This window comes from Nonomuraea sp. NPDC049695 (genome assembly GCF_040674955.1).
Lineage (GTDB): Bacteria > Actinomycetota > Actinomycetes > Streptosporangiales > Streptosporangiaceae > Nonomuraea > Nonomuraea helvata.
Map to the genome: position 1 here is coordinate 1 of NZ_JBFANV010000110.1, position 16,598 is coordinate 16,598.

Sequence of the window (16,598 nt, forward strand, 5' to 3'; positions counted from 1 at the left end):
GCCGTAACCATAAAGACACAGTCCACTATGGGCTGATAGATGCCATAAGTCTCTGATCAGGGCATACGCCCAAGAATTTGGTTTTAGAACAAGCTCAGTGCCTGTGTACAAACCGATCGTCAGGGCGAGGTGGGTCGCGCAAGTCGCCGCCCCATGGGGCGATTATCAACCACGACACTACGGCCGCGTGGTGCGCTGCTGAGCGGGCCAGAGCCCATGACCGCGCCCCGTGGCTCAACTCAAGAACCGTGTGAACATCCACGCATCGAAGCGTTCCTGAAATTCCGCTTTCGCCGCTTCGATGACGTCATCCGGGTCGTCCGCAGGGAAAAGGCCGAACTGCTCGTCCAGCCAGGCGAGGTATTCCTCGCGAGCCGCTGGTTCCTCTGCCTCTTCGTCCTCCTCGTAGAAGACGTACTGCCAATCGCACGCGATCGGGCAGTCGAGGGAACCTAGGAAACGGAAGAACTCCCGGAGGTCGCGGGCGATGAGATGGATCCCGCCCTCGTGCCCCAACAAGACGATCGGGACGGCGGCCAGATCGCTCTGGTCGTCGAACCGCCACAAGGCGAACAGAGAACCCTGGTAGTCGGCGTCAGCGAAAGGAAGCAGCCGTTCGATGAGCTCCGGATCTTTGAAGAACGCGTTGTATCCGTAAGTGGTCAGCCCGCCCCAGTGTGTGAAGCCCTCGTTTGTGGCATCAACGAACGCCTTGAGGAGATTCAGCTCGGGAATGGGTGAGTATGCATCTGTCATCCGGGGCCTCCGTGGGCACAGAGCAAAGAGCGGCGTTCACGCTACCGCGAGACGCCGACGTATTCGCGCGAGGTGGTGGCGACGGTCTCGGCGGCCCGTAGCGACTGCGAATCGATGATCCCAGCGCTGGGCTCGGGCTTCCCTCCCTCGGCCAGGCGAACGTGTTCGCGCAAGTCATTGTGTGGACAGATGATGGTCGCGAAGATAGTCTCCGTGCAGATTATCTGTCCGGTTGAGAGGACGTACCCGTGTGGACCTATGAGCACAGTGTCGAGACCAGCGCGAGCTCCGAGGCGATCTGGCAGAGGTGGGCGGACGTCGCCGGCTGGGGATCCTGGAACGCCGACATCGAGGACATCCAGATCAGCGGCCCGTTCGCCGCGGGGACCGAGATCACGATGACGCCGCGCGGGCAGGACCCGGTGCGGCTGCGCATCGCCGAGGCGACCGTCAACGAACTGTTCGTCGACGAGGCCGACATCGACGGGCTGCTCCTGCGTACCTTCCACCGGCTCGACCGCATCGACCAGCACCGCACACGAGTCGTGTACCGGATGGAGATCACCGGCCCCGCGGCCGACGAGATCGGCCCGCACATCGGTCCGGCCGTCACCGCCGATTGGCCGGAAACCATGGCAGCCCTGGTCAAGCTGGCGCAGGGCTGATGGCCCTCAACCCCGGCGACAGCCCCGGGTTCCTGCTCTGGCATGCCACCCTGCGCTGGCAGCGCGACATCACCGCGGCCCTCGGCCCTCTCGGCCTGACCCATGTCCAGTTCGTCCTGCTCGCCTGCGCCTGGTGGCTCAACACCCACGGCGAGCAGCCCAACCAGCTGGACCTGGCCCGTCAGGCCGGGACCGACGTCAAGATGACCTCCCAGGTGCTGCGTGCCCTGGAAGCCAAAGGCCTGGTCGGGCGCGAGGTTGACGCCGCCGACACCCGCGCCAAACGGGTGAATGTCACCGATGCAGGCGCCGAGCTGGCTCCGCGTGCCATCGCCGCCGTCGAGAGCGTCGACGCGTCCTTCTTCCAGCCGGTGGCACGTGACGACGCGTTGGCCCTGCTCAGCCGCCTGGCTCATCCGGACTCCTGAGGTTCCCGGGCGGGCGGGCTCATGCACGCACGCGACGCGCACGAGCCGCACCTCAACCGGAGATCATCCGAAGAGCTTGGAAGACATCCACCCCGGAGTGCCGGGAAGCGGTCTGACGGGCTCCAGGAACGTCTGGACCTCGGCGGGCGGGACGGCCGGGCAACGGGCGCCCGGCGACGGCAGGGTCCGCGAGATCAGGTAGGCGTCGATGGCCTCGGTGGCGCACGTACCGCGGCGGTAGACGATGTGGCCCCAGCCCTCGTACGTGAGCAGCCGGCCCGAGCGGCCCAGCTGGCCGGCGGTGCTCACGGCCCACGGGTAGACGGTGGCCGGGTCGTGCAGGGAGTTGACCACCAGCACCGGCGTGCCCGTACGGACCTTCAGGCGATGCTGCGGGTTGGGGATCGGGTCAGGCTGACCGAGGCACGAGACGACCGGGCCGAGCGACAGAGAGCTGTACCGCATGTCGGGCGCGATCTTCGCCAGGCGGCGCAGGTGCTTGGCATACTCCCTGTAGTCACGGATGGGCAGCCGGAAGTCCAGGCAGAAGATCTGCATCGGGTTGGGGCTGACCTCCTGGGTCGTGCCGGCCGCCATGGGCAGAGCACCCGGGCTCGGCGCCCGGCCGCTGTCGAGATCGGCCAGCAGCTGGGAGAACGGCTGCCAGTTGGCCGGATCGTAGAAGTGGTTCACGGCGGCGCCGATGAGCATGAACGCCGTCACCTGGGTGCCGGGCTCCTCCGGCGCGTGCAGCTCGCCGCGGTCGGCGCGGGCCAGCAGGTCTCTCCAGAACGCACGGACGTCCTTCCCGTGCTGCAGGCAGCGGCTGTCCCGCTCGCACCAGGCCACGAACTCGTTGAACGCGTCCTGCGCGCCCCAGGCCTCGGTGTCCATGAACCGTTGCGTGCCCAGACTGTGGTCCATCGTGCTGTCGAGGACGAAGGCACGGACCCGCTGCGGGTAGCGCTCGGCGTACAGCTGGCCGAGGAGGGTGCCGTAGGAACCGCCCCAGAAGGTCAGCTTCTCCTCGCCGAGCGCGGCGCGGAAGGCGTCGAGGTCGGCCGCGGTGCTGAGGGAGTCGACGTGGTCGAACAGCGGGCCGGTGCGGGCCCTGCAGTCGGCACGCAGGCGCTCGTTGTAGTCCAGCGCCCGGTCGAAGTCGGCCTGGCTCTTGAAGATCGGATCCGGGGCCTGCATGAGCAGGTCGGTGGAGCAGACCACGGGGTGGCTCCGGTTCGTGCCGCGCGGGTCGAGGCTGACGATGTCGAAGCGGCGCAGGACCTCGGGGCTGAACCTCCGCGTACTTTGGAGGACCAGGTTCACCCCCGAACCGCCGGGGCCGCCCGCCCCCAGGACGAGCGCGCCGATCCTGGCGGCCGGATCGGCGGCCTTGCGGCGGGCGACGCCCACGTCGAACGTGCCGCTCGCCGGTCGGTTCCAGTCGATCGGTACGGCGAGCGTCCCGCATTCGACGGCCGGGTCTTCCTGGCAGGGTGCCCAGGAGATCGCGTCCGAGGCGGCCTGCGTCGTGGCTGAGGCCACCGGGGTGAGAAGGGCGAGAGGGGCTACGAGCCCGAACAGTAATGCGGTGAATCTTCGCATGAACTGATCTTCAACCGGCTTCGGGCGGCTGAAAATCGGGCGGAAGTATGGATTGGCGGGTCCTTCGGGAGGATGACGGCAGTGGGCCCGTGGTCCTAACCGCACCGCCTGCGAACCGAGGAGAATCCACCGGACGAGCAGTAGCCGACCTGCCTTAGCGATGTTAAATTCCTCCTTTGCATCGCTAAGGAGGTGGCTGGTGATCAAGGTGATGACAGCCGACGGTACCGAAGCGCGGGCTGTTGACGAAGGACAGGGCCCGATCGTGCTCGTTCTCCACCCCGGCCTCGACGACGGCTCGTCCTGGCGGGAGGTGGCCGCCCGGCTGACCGCGCGTCATCGGGTCGTGCGGCTGCACCGGCGCCGGTACCGGCTCGATATCGGCGGCGCGTCCTGCACGGTCGCACAGGAGGTCGAGCACGTCCTGGCGGTGGTGGCGGCGCTGGAACGGGTGATGCCGCGGGTGGAGCGGGTGGTGCTGCGCGGCCAGGGGCACGCCGCCCAGGTCAAGGCTCCCGGTCAGGTCGCCGCCGTCATCGACGCCTTCGCCGCCGAGGTTCTCGACCAGGCCGGCCGATGAGGGTCAGTTTCTCCGTGCCGCCCGGTGCAGCCGCAGCAGGGCGCGCAGCGCAGCCAGGCTGGGCCGGGTGAGCCGGATGTCGCCGTGAGTGGCGGTCCAGCCTGAGTGGTCCCGCTGGAACGACCACCCTGGGAACTCCCGCGTAGCCTCCTGGAGCAGTCGTTCCATGACGAAATCGGCACTCGGCGCACTGGTCATGAGCGCAGCGTGGCACTCCGGACCCGTTCCGTGACGAACTCCAGCAAGAGATCTCCCTGTTCGTCCCGCCCGAACTCCTAGTTCGTGATGTCGTGGCGTTCGGCGAGCTGGCGGACCTCCGGCGCCCACGACGGCCGCGCCCGCCGGGCCAGCGAGCGCACCATCTCCCGCAGCAGGAGCTTGTGGTCCAGCTCCTCGGGTGACTCGCGCTCGATCCGCAGCAGGTGGAGCAGGCTGGCGGCGTCGTCGCCCACGTCCTCGCAGGCGCGGGCCACCTGGCTCAGGTGCGTGGTGCGCCGCTCGATGGAGGGCGTGCGCCGCAGGTCGATGTCGTCGGCGATCTGCAGCACGGCCTCGGGGCGGCCGGTGTCGCTCTCGATGCCGGCCATGTGGATGGCGACATTGGTGGGCCCGAAGAAGGCCAGGTCGTAGACGGCGGACGCGTCATCCACGCGCTGCGCCAGCTGCGCCGCGGGCCCGCGTACGCGCTCCCTGGCCTCGTCGTCGTTGCCGCCGCGGGCCGCGCTGACCGCGGCCAGCAGGTGCAGCGCGCCGAGCGCCTTGATGTGGCGGTCGTCGCCGTCGGCGACATGCGGCTCCAGGGTCTCGAGGCCGCGCCGGGCGACGTCGTACGCGATCTGGTGCATGTCATCCGACAGCATCGACTGTCCCAGATTCCAGTACGCCCACGCGCGGATCAGCGGATCCGCCGTCTGCTCCGCGAAGCGCATGGCCCGGTCGGCGGCGAGATGCGCGAGGTCCACCCGCCGCAGGTGCTTGAGCACGCCCCTGGCCAGCATGTACGCGTCCGACGCCACGTTGTGCGCCTGCGGCGTGCCCTCGAGCGCGAGGTTCTCGGCGTCGGTGATCAGGGACGGCAGGGCCGACATCAGGATCGAGTAGCGGCGCGTCGAGGTGAACCAGGCGTTGCGCGCCGACGCCACCCGTTCGGCGAGCTGGTCGGCGTCCGGCGGTTCGATGTCGGGCGCCAGCGAGCGGCACGTGAACAGGGCGCGCTCGATGTCGCTGATCTGCGGCCTGCTGGGCTCGTGGGAGTCGCGCGGCGCCTCTCCCAGGAGCACGGCCGTGCGCACACCCAGCACTTTGGCGATCTCACGGAGGAGGGGGAGGGAGGGCGTCCGCTTGCCGTGCTCGATCAGCTCGATGTGCCTGGGGGTGCAGCCGGACTGGGTCGCCAGCGCGGTGGTGCTCATGCCTCTTCGTTCGCGCTGGAGCCGGATCATCTGCCCGGTGCTGATTTCGGCCATGGGCGTGGCGCCTCCTGGGTCGGTCCCGACGTCACATCAGGCTAGGGCTCCCGAAGATCGCCTGCCATGGATTCAGCCCTGCTCAGGGGAGCTGCCGCGGCGCGCATGGTGCTCCAGCAGGCGGGCCAGGAATCCCGAAAACTGCTCGCGTTCCGGTCGGCTCAAAGGGGCCAGAACCTCGTCCTGAAGTTCCGCGATGAGCTCCTGGAGCCGTCGTACCTGACCGAGGCCCTCCGGGGTGAGGGTGATGACGTTGCGGCGGCGGTCGGCGGGGTCCGGGGCGCGCTCCACGAACCCGCGCTCCGCCAGTTCGTTGATGACGGTGACCAGGTCGCTGCGGTAGATGCCGGTGCGCTTGCTCAGCTCGGCCTGGCTTGCCGGGCCGGCCTCGTGGAGCGCGACGAGCGCGGCGTAGTGCCACTTGCGGGCGTCGGCACGGGCCAGACCTTCGCTCACCAGCCGGTCTGTGTGCATCGCGACCCCCGCCAACATCCTGCTCGGCAGGCGGCGCAGCGAGGCCGGAGTGGCAGGTGTGTCGTCCCTCATGTCCCCGATCCTAGCCCGTTGCGTTAGTGCCACTAACGATGTATTTTCGTTAGTGCGACGAACGTTAGTGAGACTTACGAAATGAGGGATCGTCATGCCCGAGATCGGCGTGCTCGACTCGACCATGTACTTCGAGGACTCCGGCGGCTCCGGCCTGCCCTTCGTGTTCCTGCACGGGAACCCGGCCTCCTCCCACGCCTGGCGCAAGGTGCTGGCGGAGATGGAGGGGCGGCTGCTGGCTCCTGACCTCATCGGCATGGGGCGCTCCGGGAAGCCGGACATCCCGTACCGGTTCGGCGACCATGCCCGCTACCTCGACGCCTGGTTCGACGCGCTCGGGCTGGAGGAAGTGGTGCTGGTGGGGCACGACTGGGGCGGCGCGCTCGGGTTCGACTGGGCGGCCCGGCATCCGGAGCGGGTGCGTGGCGTGGCGTTCATGGAGACCTTCGTCCGCCCGATGAGCTGGGACGACCTGGGCGAGGCCCCGCGCGCCCGCACCGAGCTGATCAGGAGCGCCAAGGGTGGGTCGCTGGTCCTTGATCAGAACTTCCTCGTGGAGACCGCGTTCACGGGCGGAGTGCTGACGAGCTTGAGCGAGGAGGAGCGGGAGCCGTACCTGGCGCCGTACCCCACCAGGGAGAGCCGGCGGCCGCTGCTGGAGTGGGCGCGGTCGGTGCCGCTCGACGGCGAGCCCGCCGACGTGGCCGAGCGGATCGAGGGCTACGGGAAGTGGCTGGCCGGCAGCTTCGAGGTGCCCAAGCTGCTGCTCACCTTCGACTCCTCGCCGACGTTGCTGATCGGTGCGGAGCTGGCTGCCTGGTGTGCGGAGAACATCGCCGCCCTCGAGGTCGAGCACTGCGGCCCGGCCGGCCACCACGCCCAGGAGGACCGCCCCGAGGCCATCGCGGCCGCGCTCAAAGCCTGGGCGGCGCGCCAGGGGCTACGGAAGAGCTGATCAGCGGTAGCGGCGGCGGCCGACGTGCGAGAGGACCTCGCGGAGCGCGTCGGCCGCCTCGCGCACGACCTCGTCCGGGATCCCGGACGCCACGTCGCCGTGGGCCCGCCCGGCGGCCTCCATCGCGGTGTCCGTCACCCGCCGCCCCTCGTCCGTGAGCTGGACCCAGCGGCTGCGCGCGTCACCCGGGTTGGCCTCGCGCTCGACGTATCCCGCCGCCGTCAGGCGCTGCAGCACGTTGCTGATGCCCCCGGAGGTGTAGAACAGCGCCTTCGTCAGCTCGCTCGGCTTCATCCGGTGCGGCGGCTCCGTCCGGCTCAGCGCGGCCAGCACGTCGAACTCGGCGTACGTCAGCCCCAGCTCGGCCAGCTCCGCCTTGAGCGCCTGGTCGAAGACCAGATGGAGCCGCGACATCCGCTTGCCCAGCTCCAGGGCGGCGATGAGGGACGGCGACAGCCCTGCTTGCTCCCACCGAGGGACCATCGCGTCGATCTCATCGGGTTTCACGCCATCGAGCATACCGAGCAGCAGATTGCTTTTTAAAAAGCTTTTCTCTAAGCTTTTCGCCATGACATCCACCATCCTGATCAAGAACGGCGTCGTCGTCGACACCGAGCCCGAGCCCGTCGTGCTGGGCCGGGTGGACGTGCGCATCGAGGACGGCGTCATCGCCGAAGTGGGCCCCGACCTGCCCGAGGTCCCGGGGGCGGAGGTGATCGACGCGACGGGGCGGATCGTGCTCCCCGGGTTCGTGGACACCCACCGCCACACCTGGCAGGCCGGCATCAGGGCCGTCGCGCCCGACATCGCGTTCGACGGCTACCTGCGCCGGATCCTCAACGAGCTCGCGCCCCGTTACCGCCCCGAGGACGTCTACGCGGGCAACCTGGCGGGCGCGCTGGAGTGCCTGGACACGGGCGTCACCACGCTGCTCGACTGGTCGCACATCCAGTTCAGCTCCGGCCACACCGACGCCACCGTGCGGGCGCTGCGCGAGTCCGGCATCAGGGCCGTGTTCGGCTACTGCCACGGCGGTCAGCCCGGCGAGCTGGCCAAGGAGACCAGGAGGGTGCGCGACCTGCTCTCCGGCGATTCCGGACTGGTCACGATGGCGTTCGCCGCCCTCGGCCCGGAGATCGCGGGGGAGGAGCGGGCGCTGGAGGAGTGGCGCGTGGCCGCCGAGCTCGGCCTGCCGGTCACCGCCCACCTGGGCGGCCACGGCCCCGAGAGCGCCGCCCGGGGGCTCGCGTTCCTGGAGTCGAACGGGCTGCTCGCCACCCCGACGACCTTCGTGCACGCGCTGCACTACACCGACGACGAGTTCAAGCGCATCGCCGCCGCCGGCGGCACCGCCTCGCTCGCCCCCGTGGACGAGATGAACCTGGGGCTCGGCTACCCGGCCGCGGGCCGCGCCAGGGCGGCGGGGATCCCGACGGGCCTCGGCGCCGACACGGTGGTGTGCTCGCCCGGCGACATGTTCAGCCTGATGCGCACCGTCCACCTGCTCGAACGCGGCCGCCCTGACGGCGCGGGCCTGGGCTTCACCACCCGCGACGCGCTGCGCATGGCCACGATCGAGGGCGCGGAGGTGCTCGGCCTGGCGGACGTCATCGGCTCGCTGCGGCCGGGCAAGCAGGCCGACCTGGTGCTGCTGCGTACGGACACGCTCGGCATGGCCGCCGCGCACGACCCGATCGGCGCCGTCGTGCTGAACGCCGACACCGGCTCGGTGGACACCGTTCTGGTCGCGGGGCGTGTGGTCAAGCGTGGCGGGCAGTTGCTCCACCACGACCTGGCGGCGGTTGTCACGGCTCTTACAGAATCGGCGGATGCGGTCGTGGATTCGTGATCGCCGGGTAGTGGGTGGCCGGGAGGCGTGATGGTGAGCTTGATGGGGCGGATCGAGGCGATCAAGGCATGGGGACTCCGCAAGGTGGACTCATGGCGGGTCCGCAGGCTGTGGCTCGACCATCTGATCAGAGCGGTCCAGCGCTATCAGCTCCAGAAGGGCGACCGGCTGGCGGGCGCGGTCACGTACTTCGCGTTCCTGTCGTTCTTCCCGCTGGTCTCCCTCTCGTACGCGGTGCTCGGGTTCGTGGTGGCGACCAGCGAGGCCACCAGGAAGGCCCTGGAGCAGGCCATCGTCGAACGGCTGCCCGGCATCGCCACCCAGCTCAACCTCGAGGCCATCGGTCAGGCGAAGGCGACCGCCGGGATCATCGGTCTGCTCGGTCTCCTCTACGCCGGGCTCGGCGCCCTCGACGCGCTGCGCGAGGCGTTGCGCGAGATGTCGATGACCACCACGCCGCCGCTCAACTTCTTCCTGGGCAAGCTGCGCGACCTGGCCTCGCTCCTCCTGATCGGGGTGACGATGATCGCGTCCGTGCTGGTCGCGGGGTTCGCCACCACGGCCACGGACAAGGTCATGCACTTCGTCTTCGGCAGCGAGTCGATGCTGGCCGGCTTCGGGTTGCGGGCCGCGGGCGTGGCGGCGAGCGTGGGGGCCGACTGGCTGCTCTTCCTGATCCTGCTGGGGTGGGTGGCCAGGCCGACCCGGCCGTTCCGGACGATCGCCAAGGGGGCCCTGCTGGGCGCGATCGGGTTCGGGCTGCTCAAGCAGGTGGCGACGCTGCTGCTCGGGCAGACGCTGAGCAACCCGATCTACGGCACGTTCGCCGTCATCGTCGGCCTGCTCCTGTGGATGAACTTCTCGGCCAGGCTGATGCTCTATGTCGCCGCCTGGACGGACACCGCCGGCTACTGCCCTCCGCCGGCCCCCACTCCGATCCCGTACTCGGGCGCGCGGCCGGGAGAGGCGCCGGAGGCGGGCGAGGCGTGCGGCCCGGACCGGACGCCGGGCACGCGGTCCCGCCAGGGCGGCTCAGACGCGTGAGCCGCCACGGCGACGGCGGCGGATGCCGTACCCGAGCCAGATCAGCCCGAACAGCAGCCCTCCGCCGATCACGGCGGCCCCGATCAGCTTGGTGGAGTCGCTCTGCTTGCGGCCGGCCGTGTCCAGCAGCGGCGGCTGGACGGCCGGCGTGACGTGCGAGGCCGGCGCCGAAGCCTTCGGGATGGCCTGAGGGTCAGGGAGCGGGTCCACGAGCTTCCCGACCGGCGTGACCTTGCCCCTGACCGAGAAGCCCCAGTCGAGCAGCTTGGCCACTTCGTCCCAGAAGTAGCCCTCGTGCCGCATGATGCTCACCACGATCGTGTGCCCGTCGCGGGTTGCCGCGCCGACGAAGCTGCCCAGGGCCTTCGAGGTCCAGCCGTTCTTGATGCCGATCATGCCCTTGTAGCGCCAGAGCAGCTTGTTGTGGTTGCTGATCTCGTAGTGGCCCTTGGGAGCGGGGAAGTTGGCGGTCTTGGTGCTGATGTATCCCCGGAACGCGGGATTGGCGAGGCCGGCCCGGGCGATCAGCGCCAGGTCGTACGCCGAGCTGCTCTGCCCGGGCTTGTCCAGCCCGCTGGGCGTCTTGGCCACGGTGTCGTACGCCTGCAGCCGCTTGGCCTCGGCGTTCATGTCGCTCATGGTCCTGGCCACGCCGCCGTTCGTCTCGGCCAGCGCCATCGCCGCGTCGTTGCCCGACGACATCAGCAGCGCCCTGAACAGGTCGTCGACCTTGTACGTCGTCTTCGGCGACAGGCCGACCGCCGTGCCCTCCTGGTTGCAGGCGTTGTCGCTGGGCCGGACCTTGCGGTTCTTGTCGAGCTTGGGAATGAGCGTGACCGCGGTCAGCGTCTTCAGCGTGCTGGCCGGCAGAAATCGCCCGTGGGCGTCCTTGGCCGCGAGCACGTCACCCGTGTCCGCGTCCGCGATGACGAACGACGTAGCCTCGTTCTTGGGCGGCTTCTTGACGCCTTCTGGCGCCACCAGCCCGTGGCTGCCCAGCGCGTCCCCGCCGACGGGTGTCGTCGGCGCGGCATATGCGGTCCCGCTGGTGAGCGAGACCGAGGCGATGAGTGCCGTGACCGGCACGAGTTTCGTCCACATGGCGATCTCAGCGTAGCTTCGAGTGAATGCCCATGTGGCGACACATCCCCTGAAGATCCACCTTTGATGCTAGAGAGGCACAGATGTCGCGAAAGATCGCCGCATTCCTCATCATTCTCGGCGTATTTATGATCTTTGAATGGGTGAACCTGGGTTTTAACTTGGCCGACGGGCATCCGACCAGCTTCTACGTGGTGCACGGCATCCTGATCGCGGTGAACATCGTTCTCGCCGTCGTGTTGGGGATCATCGGCTGGCGCGGCCTCCGAGAGGTCGCGAAGCAGGGCGGCCCCGTCAGGGACCGCACAGGAGACGCCGGGTGAGGGCGTGCAGCTCGTCCGCCTCCTCGCGTGAGTCGCCTATCGACGTGAAGCCCAGCTTGCCGTACTCGGGGATGGCCCCGAGCAGGTGGAACACGTTCCCGGTGCGCCGCTCGCCGTCGAAGCCGACCCCGAGCCGCTCCGCCATGCGCACGACCTCGCCCGGCGTGTGCCCGCGCAGGCAGGAGGACGAGCAGTTGTCGGTCGCGGTGTAGAACTTCGGCTGATCTCCGGTCATGAGCAGGCCGGTGGCCGGATCGTACGAGGCCCCGGTCGTCAGCACGGCCGCGCCGAACGGATGCGTGGTGCCGCCGATCCGCAGGTTGATCTCGCACAGCAGCGCCGCGTACCCGGCGTCGGCCTTCAGTGCGAAGAAGTCCATGCCGAAGAGCCCCACCACGCCCCGGTCCGCCAGGACGCGCGCGATCCGCTCGGCCGACGCGCCCACCTCGGCGCGGTACTCGGGCGCGGCGGGGAACGTGCAGCCCTGGTAGACGTGGCCGTTCGGCCCGCCGAGCACCTGGTCGTGCGTGGCCAGGACCTGCGCGTCACCGCTGGGCGTGATGCAGGCCAGCGCGCTCGGGTAGTACAGCGGCCGGTGCTCGATGAACTCCTCGACCACCGCGCCGCGCTCCCGGATCTTCGCGGTGAAGCTGGCCCAGGTCTCGCCCGCCGCCGAGAAGCTGGTCTGCGACCTGTCGGCCTTGGTGACGATCACGTTGCCGAGCCCTGAGTAGCCGTCGTTCAGCTTCACGATCACCCGCTCGCCCGGCAGGGCCTCGATCGCCTCCTCGATCTCGAGCGCGTTCCGCACGTCGCCGAAGCCGCGTGCCATCGGCACGCCCGCCTCGTGGCCGACCTCGCGCGCCCCGCTCTTGGAGCCGTAATAGGCCAGGGAGGTGGCGGGACCGTAGAGGGGAACGTTGAGTAACGAGGCGAGCTCCTCCTCGAGCTCGCTCAGGACGAACGGCACCAGCCAGGCATCGCCTTCGATGGCACCGCGCAGCTGCTCCAGCGCGTCGGGACGGGCGAGCAGGGACCTGGTCAGCGGTTGGGACCAGGGATCGTCGAGGCTGATCAGCGTGAGCCGCTTGGCGGCATCATCCGGATCGGGCAGGAACGCGAAGTAGTAGTCGATGACGTCGGGATCGATGGGGGCTGAGGAGAGGTAGACCACCTTGACCCCGGGTTCGCGGAGGGTGAGCAGCAGGAACAGCAGGCGTTCCTCGTACGATCTGGCTGCCGTGATCCGGCGGAGCTCATCCTGCGGAAGGGAGAGCGAGGGTACGACCACCATGGTCCCCTCGCTCGGCTCGAAGATGCTCAAGCTGGCATACTTCTCCCCGAACGGGATATTAGTGATCATATTGCGAGTGAAACACGCATTCTTCTCAAATGCAGCCATCGCCGAAGTGTGATGACCATGACAGAAGGTGACAGGATTCGGAATCGCCCACCACGTTTGGAAGTGGCGACATCGGGTCACGATCTACTGATCCGTTGTAACTATTTACGGATCAGGCGTGTGCTCACGGAGCGTGGTCACCCGCGGTTTAGGGGCCATGCTGGGGGGAGTTTTTGGCATATCCCTCGCCGAGAACTCTCGTGAGGGCGATAAAGTCGAAGCATCGCCATCGGGCTCACGGCCGACCGCTGTGCTCCCTGGCTGCAGCGGCACTCGCGGCTGACGACGCGCTGGCCCATGCTGACGATCTCGCGCACCCCTACCAGGTGGGTGTGTTTTTTGATTCGCCGAGCGGCCGCTCGACCGGGGGGCCACGGCGGACGGATGAGCTTCCACAGCGCATGAGCCGCGGTGGTCAGACATATTGGTGCGCGCGGCATGGACGGGATGGTGACTTATGAGGGGACGTGAGCTGCGGGGCGAACTCGACGCGTTCCTGGCGGAGACCGAAGAGGATCTCGTGGCGTTTCGCCGCGACCTCCACATGCACCCCGAGCTGGCCTTCGCCGAATATCGCACGACGCAGCGGATCGCCGAGCGGCTCACCGCCGCCGGCCTGGCCCCTTCTGTGCTCCCGCGCGGCACCGGCCTGATCTGTGACGTGGGGAGCGGCGACGGCCCGACGATCGCGCTGCGCGCCGACATCGACGCGCTGCCCCTGCAGGACGAGAAGGACGTTTCGTACCGCTCGACCGTGGCCGGCGCCTGCCATGCCTGCGGCCACGACGTGCACACCACGGTCCTGCTCGGCACCTCGCTCTTCCTCGCGCAGCAGGCCGCGGCGGGGCTGCTGCCCGGCCGCGTGCGCCTGATCTTCCAGCCCGCCGAGGAGCTGCCCGGCGGCGCGCTCGAGGTCATGGCGCAGGGCGGCATCAGCGGCGTCGACCGCATCTTCGGCCTCCACTGCGACCCCCGCGTGGACGTCGGCCAGCTCGGGCTCAAGCCCGGCCCGATCACCTCGGCCTGCGACAGGCTGACCGTCAGGGTCTCGGGTCCCGGCGGCCACACCGCCCGGCCCCACCTGACGGCCGACCTGGTCTTCGCCCTGGCCAAGATCCTCACCGAGCTGCCCGCCGCCCTGTCGCGCCGGGTCGACCCCCGTTCCTCGCTCAGCCTCGTCTGGGGCCGGGTCGAGGCCGGCACGGCCGCCAACGCGATCCCCGACGACGGCGTCGCCGAGGGCACGGTCCGCTGCCTCGACGAGAACGCCTGGCATGCCGCGCCCGACCTGATCAAGTCCCTCCTGGAGTCGGTGGCCGGCGCCTACGGCGTGGAGGCCACGATGGACTACGCGCGCGGCGTGCCGCCGGTGGTCAACGACGAGGTCAGCGTCGAGATGCTGACCGAGGCCACCGAGCGCGTGCTGGGCGCGGGCGCGGTGGTCCCGACCCAGCAGTCGCTGGGCGGCGAGGACTTCGCGTGGTACCTCGAGTCGATCCCCGGCGCGTTCGCCCGGCTGGGCACCCGTTCGCCGGGCGGTATGACGTACGACATCCACCAGGGCACCTTCGACATCGACGAGAAGGCGATCGCGATGGGCGTGCGGGTCATGGCGGCCACCGCGCTGACGGCGCTGTGGGAGGTCGGCCCGCTCGACCCGGTCACCACCGCGCTGGCCTGATCCCCTGCTCCCGGCCCCCCGCCGCACTCCAGCGGGGGGCCTTTTCTGTGGAGAAGCGGCCTACGGCATTCTGCCGAGGACCACGGGCAGGCGCAGCGACGAGCGCCCCGGCGAGACCGTGATCCGGGTGCCCGACGGGTATCGCAGGGTGTAGTCGTGGTCGGTCGAGATGATCACCAGGCCCAGCCGGTGGCCCTTCTTGAACAGGTAGTCCGTCGGCTGGAAGTCCCACGTGAAGGTGTACTCCTTGCCGGGGCGGAGTGCCTCCGTCCGGTCCGGGCGGTGCCGGTTGCGGACGTCCAGCCAGCCCCTGGTGACGATCTTGTACGGCGTCGTGGCCGTGCCGAGCCTCCTGAGCGTCGTGCAGCCCGTGTCACCCGGGATGCCCTGGCCGTAGCAGTAGGTCTCGCCCGCCGGGAGCAGGGTGCCGTTCGCGCGGACGTCCGTGCCGTAGTCCACCAGCAGCGCCGTCAGGTACGGTGACGCGCCGTCCTTCAGCGAGGCCCGCACCGACACCGTGGGCGTGCCGGAGATCCGCACATCGGCGGGCAGGTCGCCGGTCAGGTAGGCCAGCCGGTTCGGATCGGCCCCCGTGGCCTCCACCAGCTGCTCTGCCGTCCTGATCTTCTGGTCGGTGAACGTCTCCTTGGCCGCGAGCGGGTTCGGCGCCGGCCCCAGCTTCGAGCCGGCGCCGAGCCAGAGGGGCACCGTGGCCGAGCCGGGCAGCGGCCAGGAGACGTGCCGGTCCCACTGGCCGGGCGCGATCTCCACGTCCGCCTGCGGCTCGCGCATGATGCCCGAGTCGATCCCGTACAGCCAGTAGTCGAACCAGCCGTGCAGCTGCCGCAGCCACTCGGCCGTGCGGAAGTTGAACGGGCTCATGTGGGTGCCCTGGTGCAGCCAGATCTTGCGTGGGACGTGCCGCTTGGCCAGGGCGTTCCACCACTGCGCGAACTGCTTGGTCTTGACGTTCCAGTCGTTGAGCCCGTGCACGAGGAAGACGCTGGCCTTGACCTTGCCGACGTCGTTCAGGTAGTTGCGGGCATCCCAGAAGGCGCTGTAGTCGCCGGTGACGCGGTCCTGGGCCGTGGTGATCCCGTCGATCAGGGCGCCGCAGGCATTCTGGCCGTTCTCCCTGGTCAGCACGTACTTGGCGAGCACGTCCAGGTCCTCGCCCTGGAACCCGCCGGGCGCGAGGACGCCGCCGTTGGCGCGGTAGTAGTCGTACCAGCTGGAGATCGCCGAGATCGGGACGATCGTCTTCAGGCCCTCGACGCCGGTCGTGGCGACCGCGTTGGGGAGCGTGCCGTTGTACGAGACGCCGATCATGCCGACCTTGCCCGTGGACCAGGTGGCCTCGACGGGATTGCCGTCGGCGTCGAAGCCCTTGGCGCGGCCGTTCAGCCAGTCGATCGCGGCCTTCGGGCCGGCCGTCTCGTTGCGGTCGCCGGAGGTGGGGCAGCCGGTGGCGCGGCCGCTGCCGAGGTTCTCCACCAGCGCGACGGCGTACCCGCGGGGCAGGAAGTAGTTGTCGTAGTAGCCGTCGAACGGCTCGGCGGCCACCTTGTCCGCCAGCGCGCTCATCGCGGGCAGCGGATGGCCGCTCTCGTCCACGTCCACGGGGTGGTTGGCGACGTCGTTGCCGCCGGCGAAGTACGGGCTGGCCTCCATGATGACCGGGACCTTCAGCCCCTGGTCGGTCTCCTTGGGCCGCAGGATGTCCACGGCGACCCGGTCGGGCCGGCCGTCGTTGTCGCTGTCGGTCCCCTCGACCTCGACGAACACCGTCTGCTTGACGGCGTCCGCGCGGGAGAAGACCGGCTGGGTGGCGTTGTTCTCGATCTTGACGGCCGGGGTGTCGGCCCTGGCGGGTGCGGTGCCGCTCAGGGCCACGACGAGCAGCGCGGCCATGGGCATGGATAAGGCCTTCCAAGGGTGCATTCAGTGCTCCGGGATAAGACTTCCACCGTCTGTCGGAATCTCCGTCATGATCGGGCCCGGCACAAGAGGTCAAAGTTGGGCAAATCTTTCTTGGTGCCTACATACGTGTCCGAATCGTGCCTCAGGTCACGGACGCGAGTGATGTCGATAACGGAGCGGTTTCGACCCTGTGCGCCAGTTTGGTTCGCCCTGGTCAAGCAACTATCTTCCGTGCAGGTGCCGTACGTTCTTTGGGCCTGACAGCGGCGAGGACGACGGG

General features: G+C 69.1%; 17 protein-coding genes. 8 read left to right on the top strand and 9 right to left on the bottom strand.

From position 1 onward, the window contains the following. Positions 1–234: 234 nt before the first annotated feature. A complete protein-coding gene (locus tag AB0J64_RS49520) occupies positions 235–756 on the bottom strand; it encodes a hypothetical protein (protein WP_364043774.1) in 522 nt (173 codons plus the stop codon). A gap of 248 nt (positions 757–1,004) precedes the next feature. Here AB0J64_RS49520 and AB0J64_RS49525 point away from each other — a divergent pair, with 248 nt between their 5' ends. Together AB0J64_RS49525 and AB0J64_RS49530 are read left to right on the top strand one after the other, a co-directional pair. After that, positions 1,005–1,421: a hypothetical protein gene (locus AB0J64_RS49525; RefSeq protein ID WP_364043777.1), complete on the top strand. Its 417-nt coding sequence runs from the start codon at positions 1,005–1,007 to the stop codon at positions 1,419–1,421. Continuing rightward, positions 1,421–1,849: a MarR family transcriptional regulator gene (locus AB0J64_RS49530; protein ID WP_364043780.1), complete on the top strand. Its 429-nt coding sequence runs from the start codon at positions 1,421–1,423 to the stop codon at positions 1,847–1,849. Before AB0J64_RS49525 ends, AB0J64_RS49530 begins: the two co-directional genes overlap by 1 nt. Positions 1,850–1,912: 63 nt before the next feature. Here AB0J64_RS49530 and AB0J64_RS49535 read toward each other — a convergent pair whose 3' ends face one another. Further along, positions 1,913–3,451, bottom strand: a complete 1,539-nt coding sequence (locus AB0J64_RS49535; protein ID WP_364043783.1) for an alpha/beta hydrolase — start codon at positions 3,449–3,451, stop codon at positions 1,913–1,915. A gap of 199 nt (positions 3,452–3,650) precedes the next feature. Here AB0J64_RS49535 and AB0J64_RS49540 point away from each other — a divergent pair, with 199 nt between their 5' ends. Further along, positions 3,651–4,031, top strand: a complete 381-nt coding sequence (locus tag AB0J64_RS49540) for a hypothetical protein (protein ID WP_364043786.1) — start codon at positions 3,651–3,653, stop codon at positions 4,029–4,031. A 3-nt stretch (positions 4,032–4,034) separates the two neighbouring features. Here the strand turns inward: AB0J64_RS49540 and AB0J64_RS49545 are convergent, their stop codons facing one another. The 3 genes from AB0J64_RS49545 to AB0J64_RS49555 form a co-directional block, all read right to left on the bottom strand. Next, positions 4,035–4,229, bottom strand: coding sequence for a hypothetical protein (locus tag AB0J64_RS49545; protein WP_357618556.1), 195 nt, complete (start codon positions 4,227–4,229; stop codon positions 4,035–4,037). A gap of 77 nt (positions 4,230–4,306) precedes the next feature. Continuing rightward, positions 4,307–5,497, bottom strand: coding sequence for a helix-turn-helix transcriptional regulator (locus AB0J64_RS49550; RefSeq protein WP_364043790.1), 1,191 nt, complete (start codon positions 5,495–5,497; stop codon positions 4,307–4,309). Between the two features lie 72 nt (positions 5,498–5,569). Next, positions 5,570–6,043, bottom strand: a complete 474-nt coding sequence (locus AB0J64_RS49555) for a MarR family transcriptional regulator (RefSeq protein ID WP_364043793.1) — start codon at positions 6,041–6,043, stop codon at positions 5,570–5,572. A gap of 94 nt (positions 6,044–6,137) precedes the next feature. On the opposite strand from AB0J64_RS49555, the gene AB0J64_RS49560 reads away from it, so the two are divergent. Further along, positions 6,138–6,998 (top strand): haloalkane dehalogenase, encoded by an 861-nt coding sequence (locus AB0J64_RS49560; protein WP_364043796.1) that lies wholly within the window; start codon positions 6,138–6,140, stop codon positions 6,996–6,998. On the opposite strand, the gene AB0J64_RS49565 is transcribed toward AB0J64_RS49560, so the two are convergent. After that, positions 6,999–7,505 (bottom strand): MarR family transcriptional regulator, encoded by a 507-nt coding sequence (locus AB0J64_RS49565; RefSeq protein ID WP_364043799.1) that lies wholly within the window; start codon positions 7,503–7,505, stop codon positions 6,999–7,001. Positions 7,506–7,566: 61 nt separating this feature from the next. Between AB0J64_RS49565 and AB0J64_RS49570 the strand changes: the two genes are divergently transcribed. Together AB0J64_RS49570 and AB0J64_RS49575 are read left to right on the top strand one after the other, a co-directional pair. Further along, a complete protein-coding gene (locus AB0J64_RS49570) occupies positions 7,567–8,847 on the top strand; it encodes an amidohydrolase family protein (protein ID WP_364043802.1) in 1,281 nt (426 codons plus the stop codon). A gap of 30 nt (positions 8,848–8,877) precedes the next feature. Beyond that, on the top strand, positions 8,878–9,891 hold the full coding sequence (locus AB0J64_RS49575) for a YihY/virulence factor BrkB family protein (protein WP_364043805.1): 1,014 nt from the start codon (positions 8,878–8,880) through the stop codon (positions 9,889–9,891). Here AB0J64_RS49575 and AB0J64_RS49580 read toward each other — a convergent pair. Beyond that, positions 9,880–10,992: a D-alanyl-D-alanine carboxypeptidase gene (locus AB0J64_RS49580; RefSeq protein ID WP_364043808.1), complete on the bottom strand. Its 1,113-nt coding sequence runs from the start codon at positions 10,990–10,992 to the stop codon at positions 9,880–9,882. The genes AB0J64_RS49575 and AB0J64_RS49580 overlap by 12 nt on opposite strands. Before the next feature lie 83 nt (positions 10,993–11,075). Here AB0J64_RS49580 and AB0J64_RS49585 point away from each other — a divergent pair, with 83 nt between their 5' ends. Next, positions 11,076–11,315: a hypothetical protein gene (locus tag AB0J64_RS49585; RefSeq protein WP_364043811.1), complete on the top strand. Its 240-nt coding sequence runs from the start codon at positions 11,076–11,078 to the stop codon at positions 11,313–11,315. On the opposite strand, the gene AB0J64_RS49590 is transcribed toward AB0J64_RS49585, so the two are convergent. Continuing rightward, positions 11,287–12,678 (bottom strand): peptide ligase PGM1-related protein, encoded by a 1,392-nt coding sequence (locus tag AB0J64_RS49590; protein WP_364043814.1) that lies wholly within the window; start codon positions 12,676–12,678, stop codon positions 11,287–11,289. The genes AB0J64_RS49585 and AB0J64_RS49590 overlap by 29 nt on opposite strands. Before the next feature lie 496 nt (positions 12,679–13,174). Between AB0J64_RS49590 and AB0J64_RS49595 the strand changes: the two genes are divergently transcribed. After that, positions 13,175–14,398 (top strand): M20 family metallopeptidase, encoded by a 1,224-nt coding sequence (locus tag AB0J64_RS49595; protein ID WP_364043817.1) that lies wholly within the window; start codon positions 13,175–13,177, stop codon positions 14,396–14,398. A 60-nt stretch (positions 14,399–14,458) separates the two neighbouring features. Here AB0J64_RS49595 and AB0J64_RS49600 read toward each other — a convergent pair whose 3' ends face one another. Beyond that, positions 14,459–16,315 carry a Xaa-Pro dipeptidyl-peptidase gene (locus tag AB0J64_RS49600; RefSeq protein ID WP_364043820.1) on the bottom strand — a complete coding sequence of 619 codons (1,857 nt, stop codon included), beginning with the start codon at positions 16,313–16,315 and terminating at the stop codon, positions 14,459–14,461. Positions 16,316–16,598 lie beyond the last annotated feature (283 nt).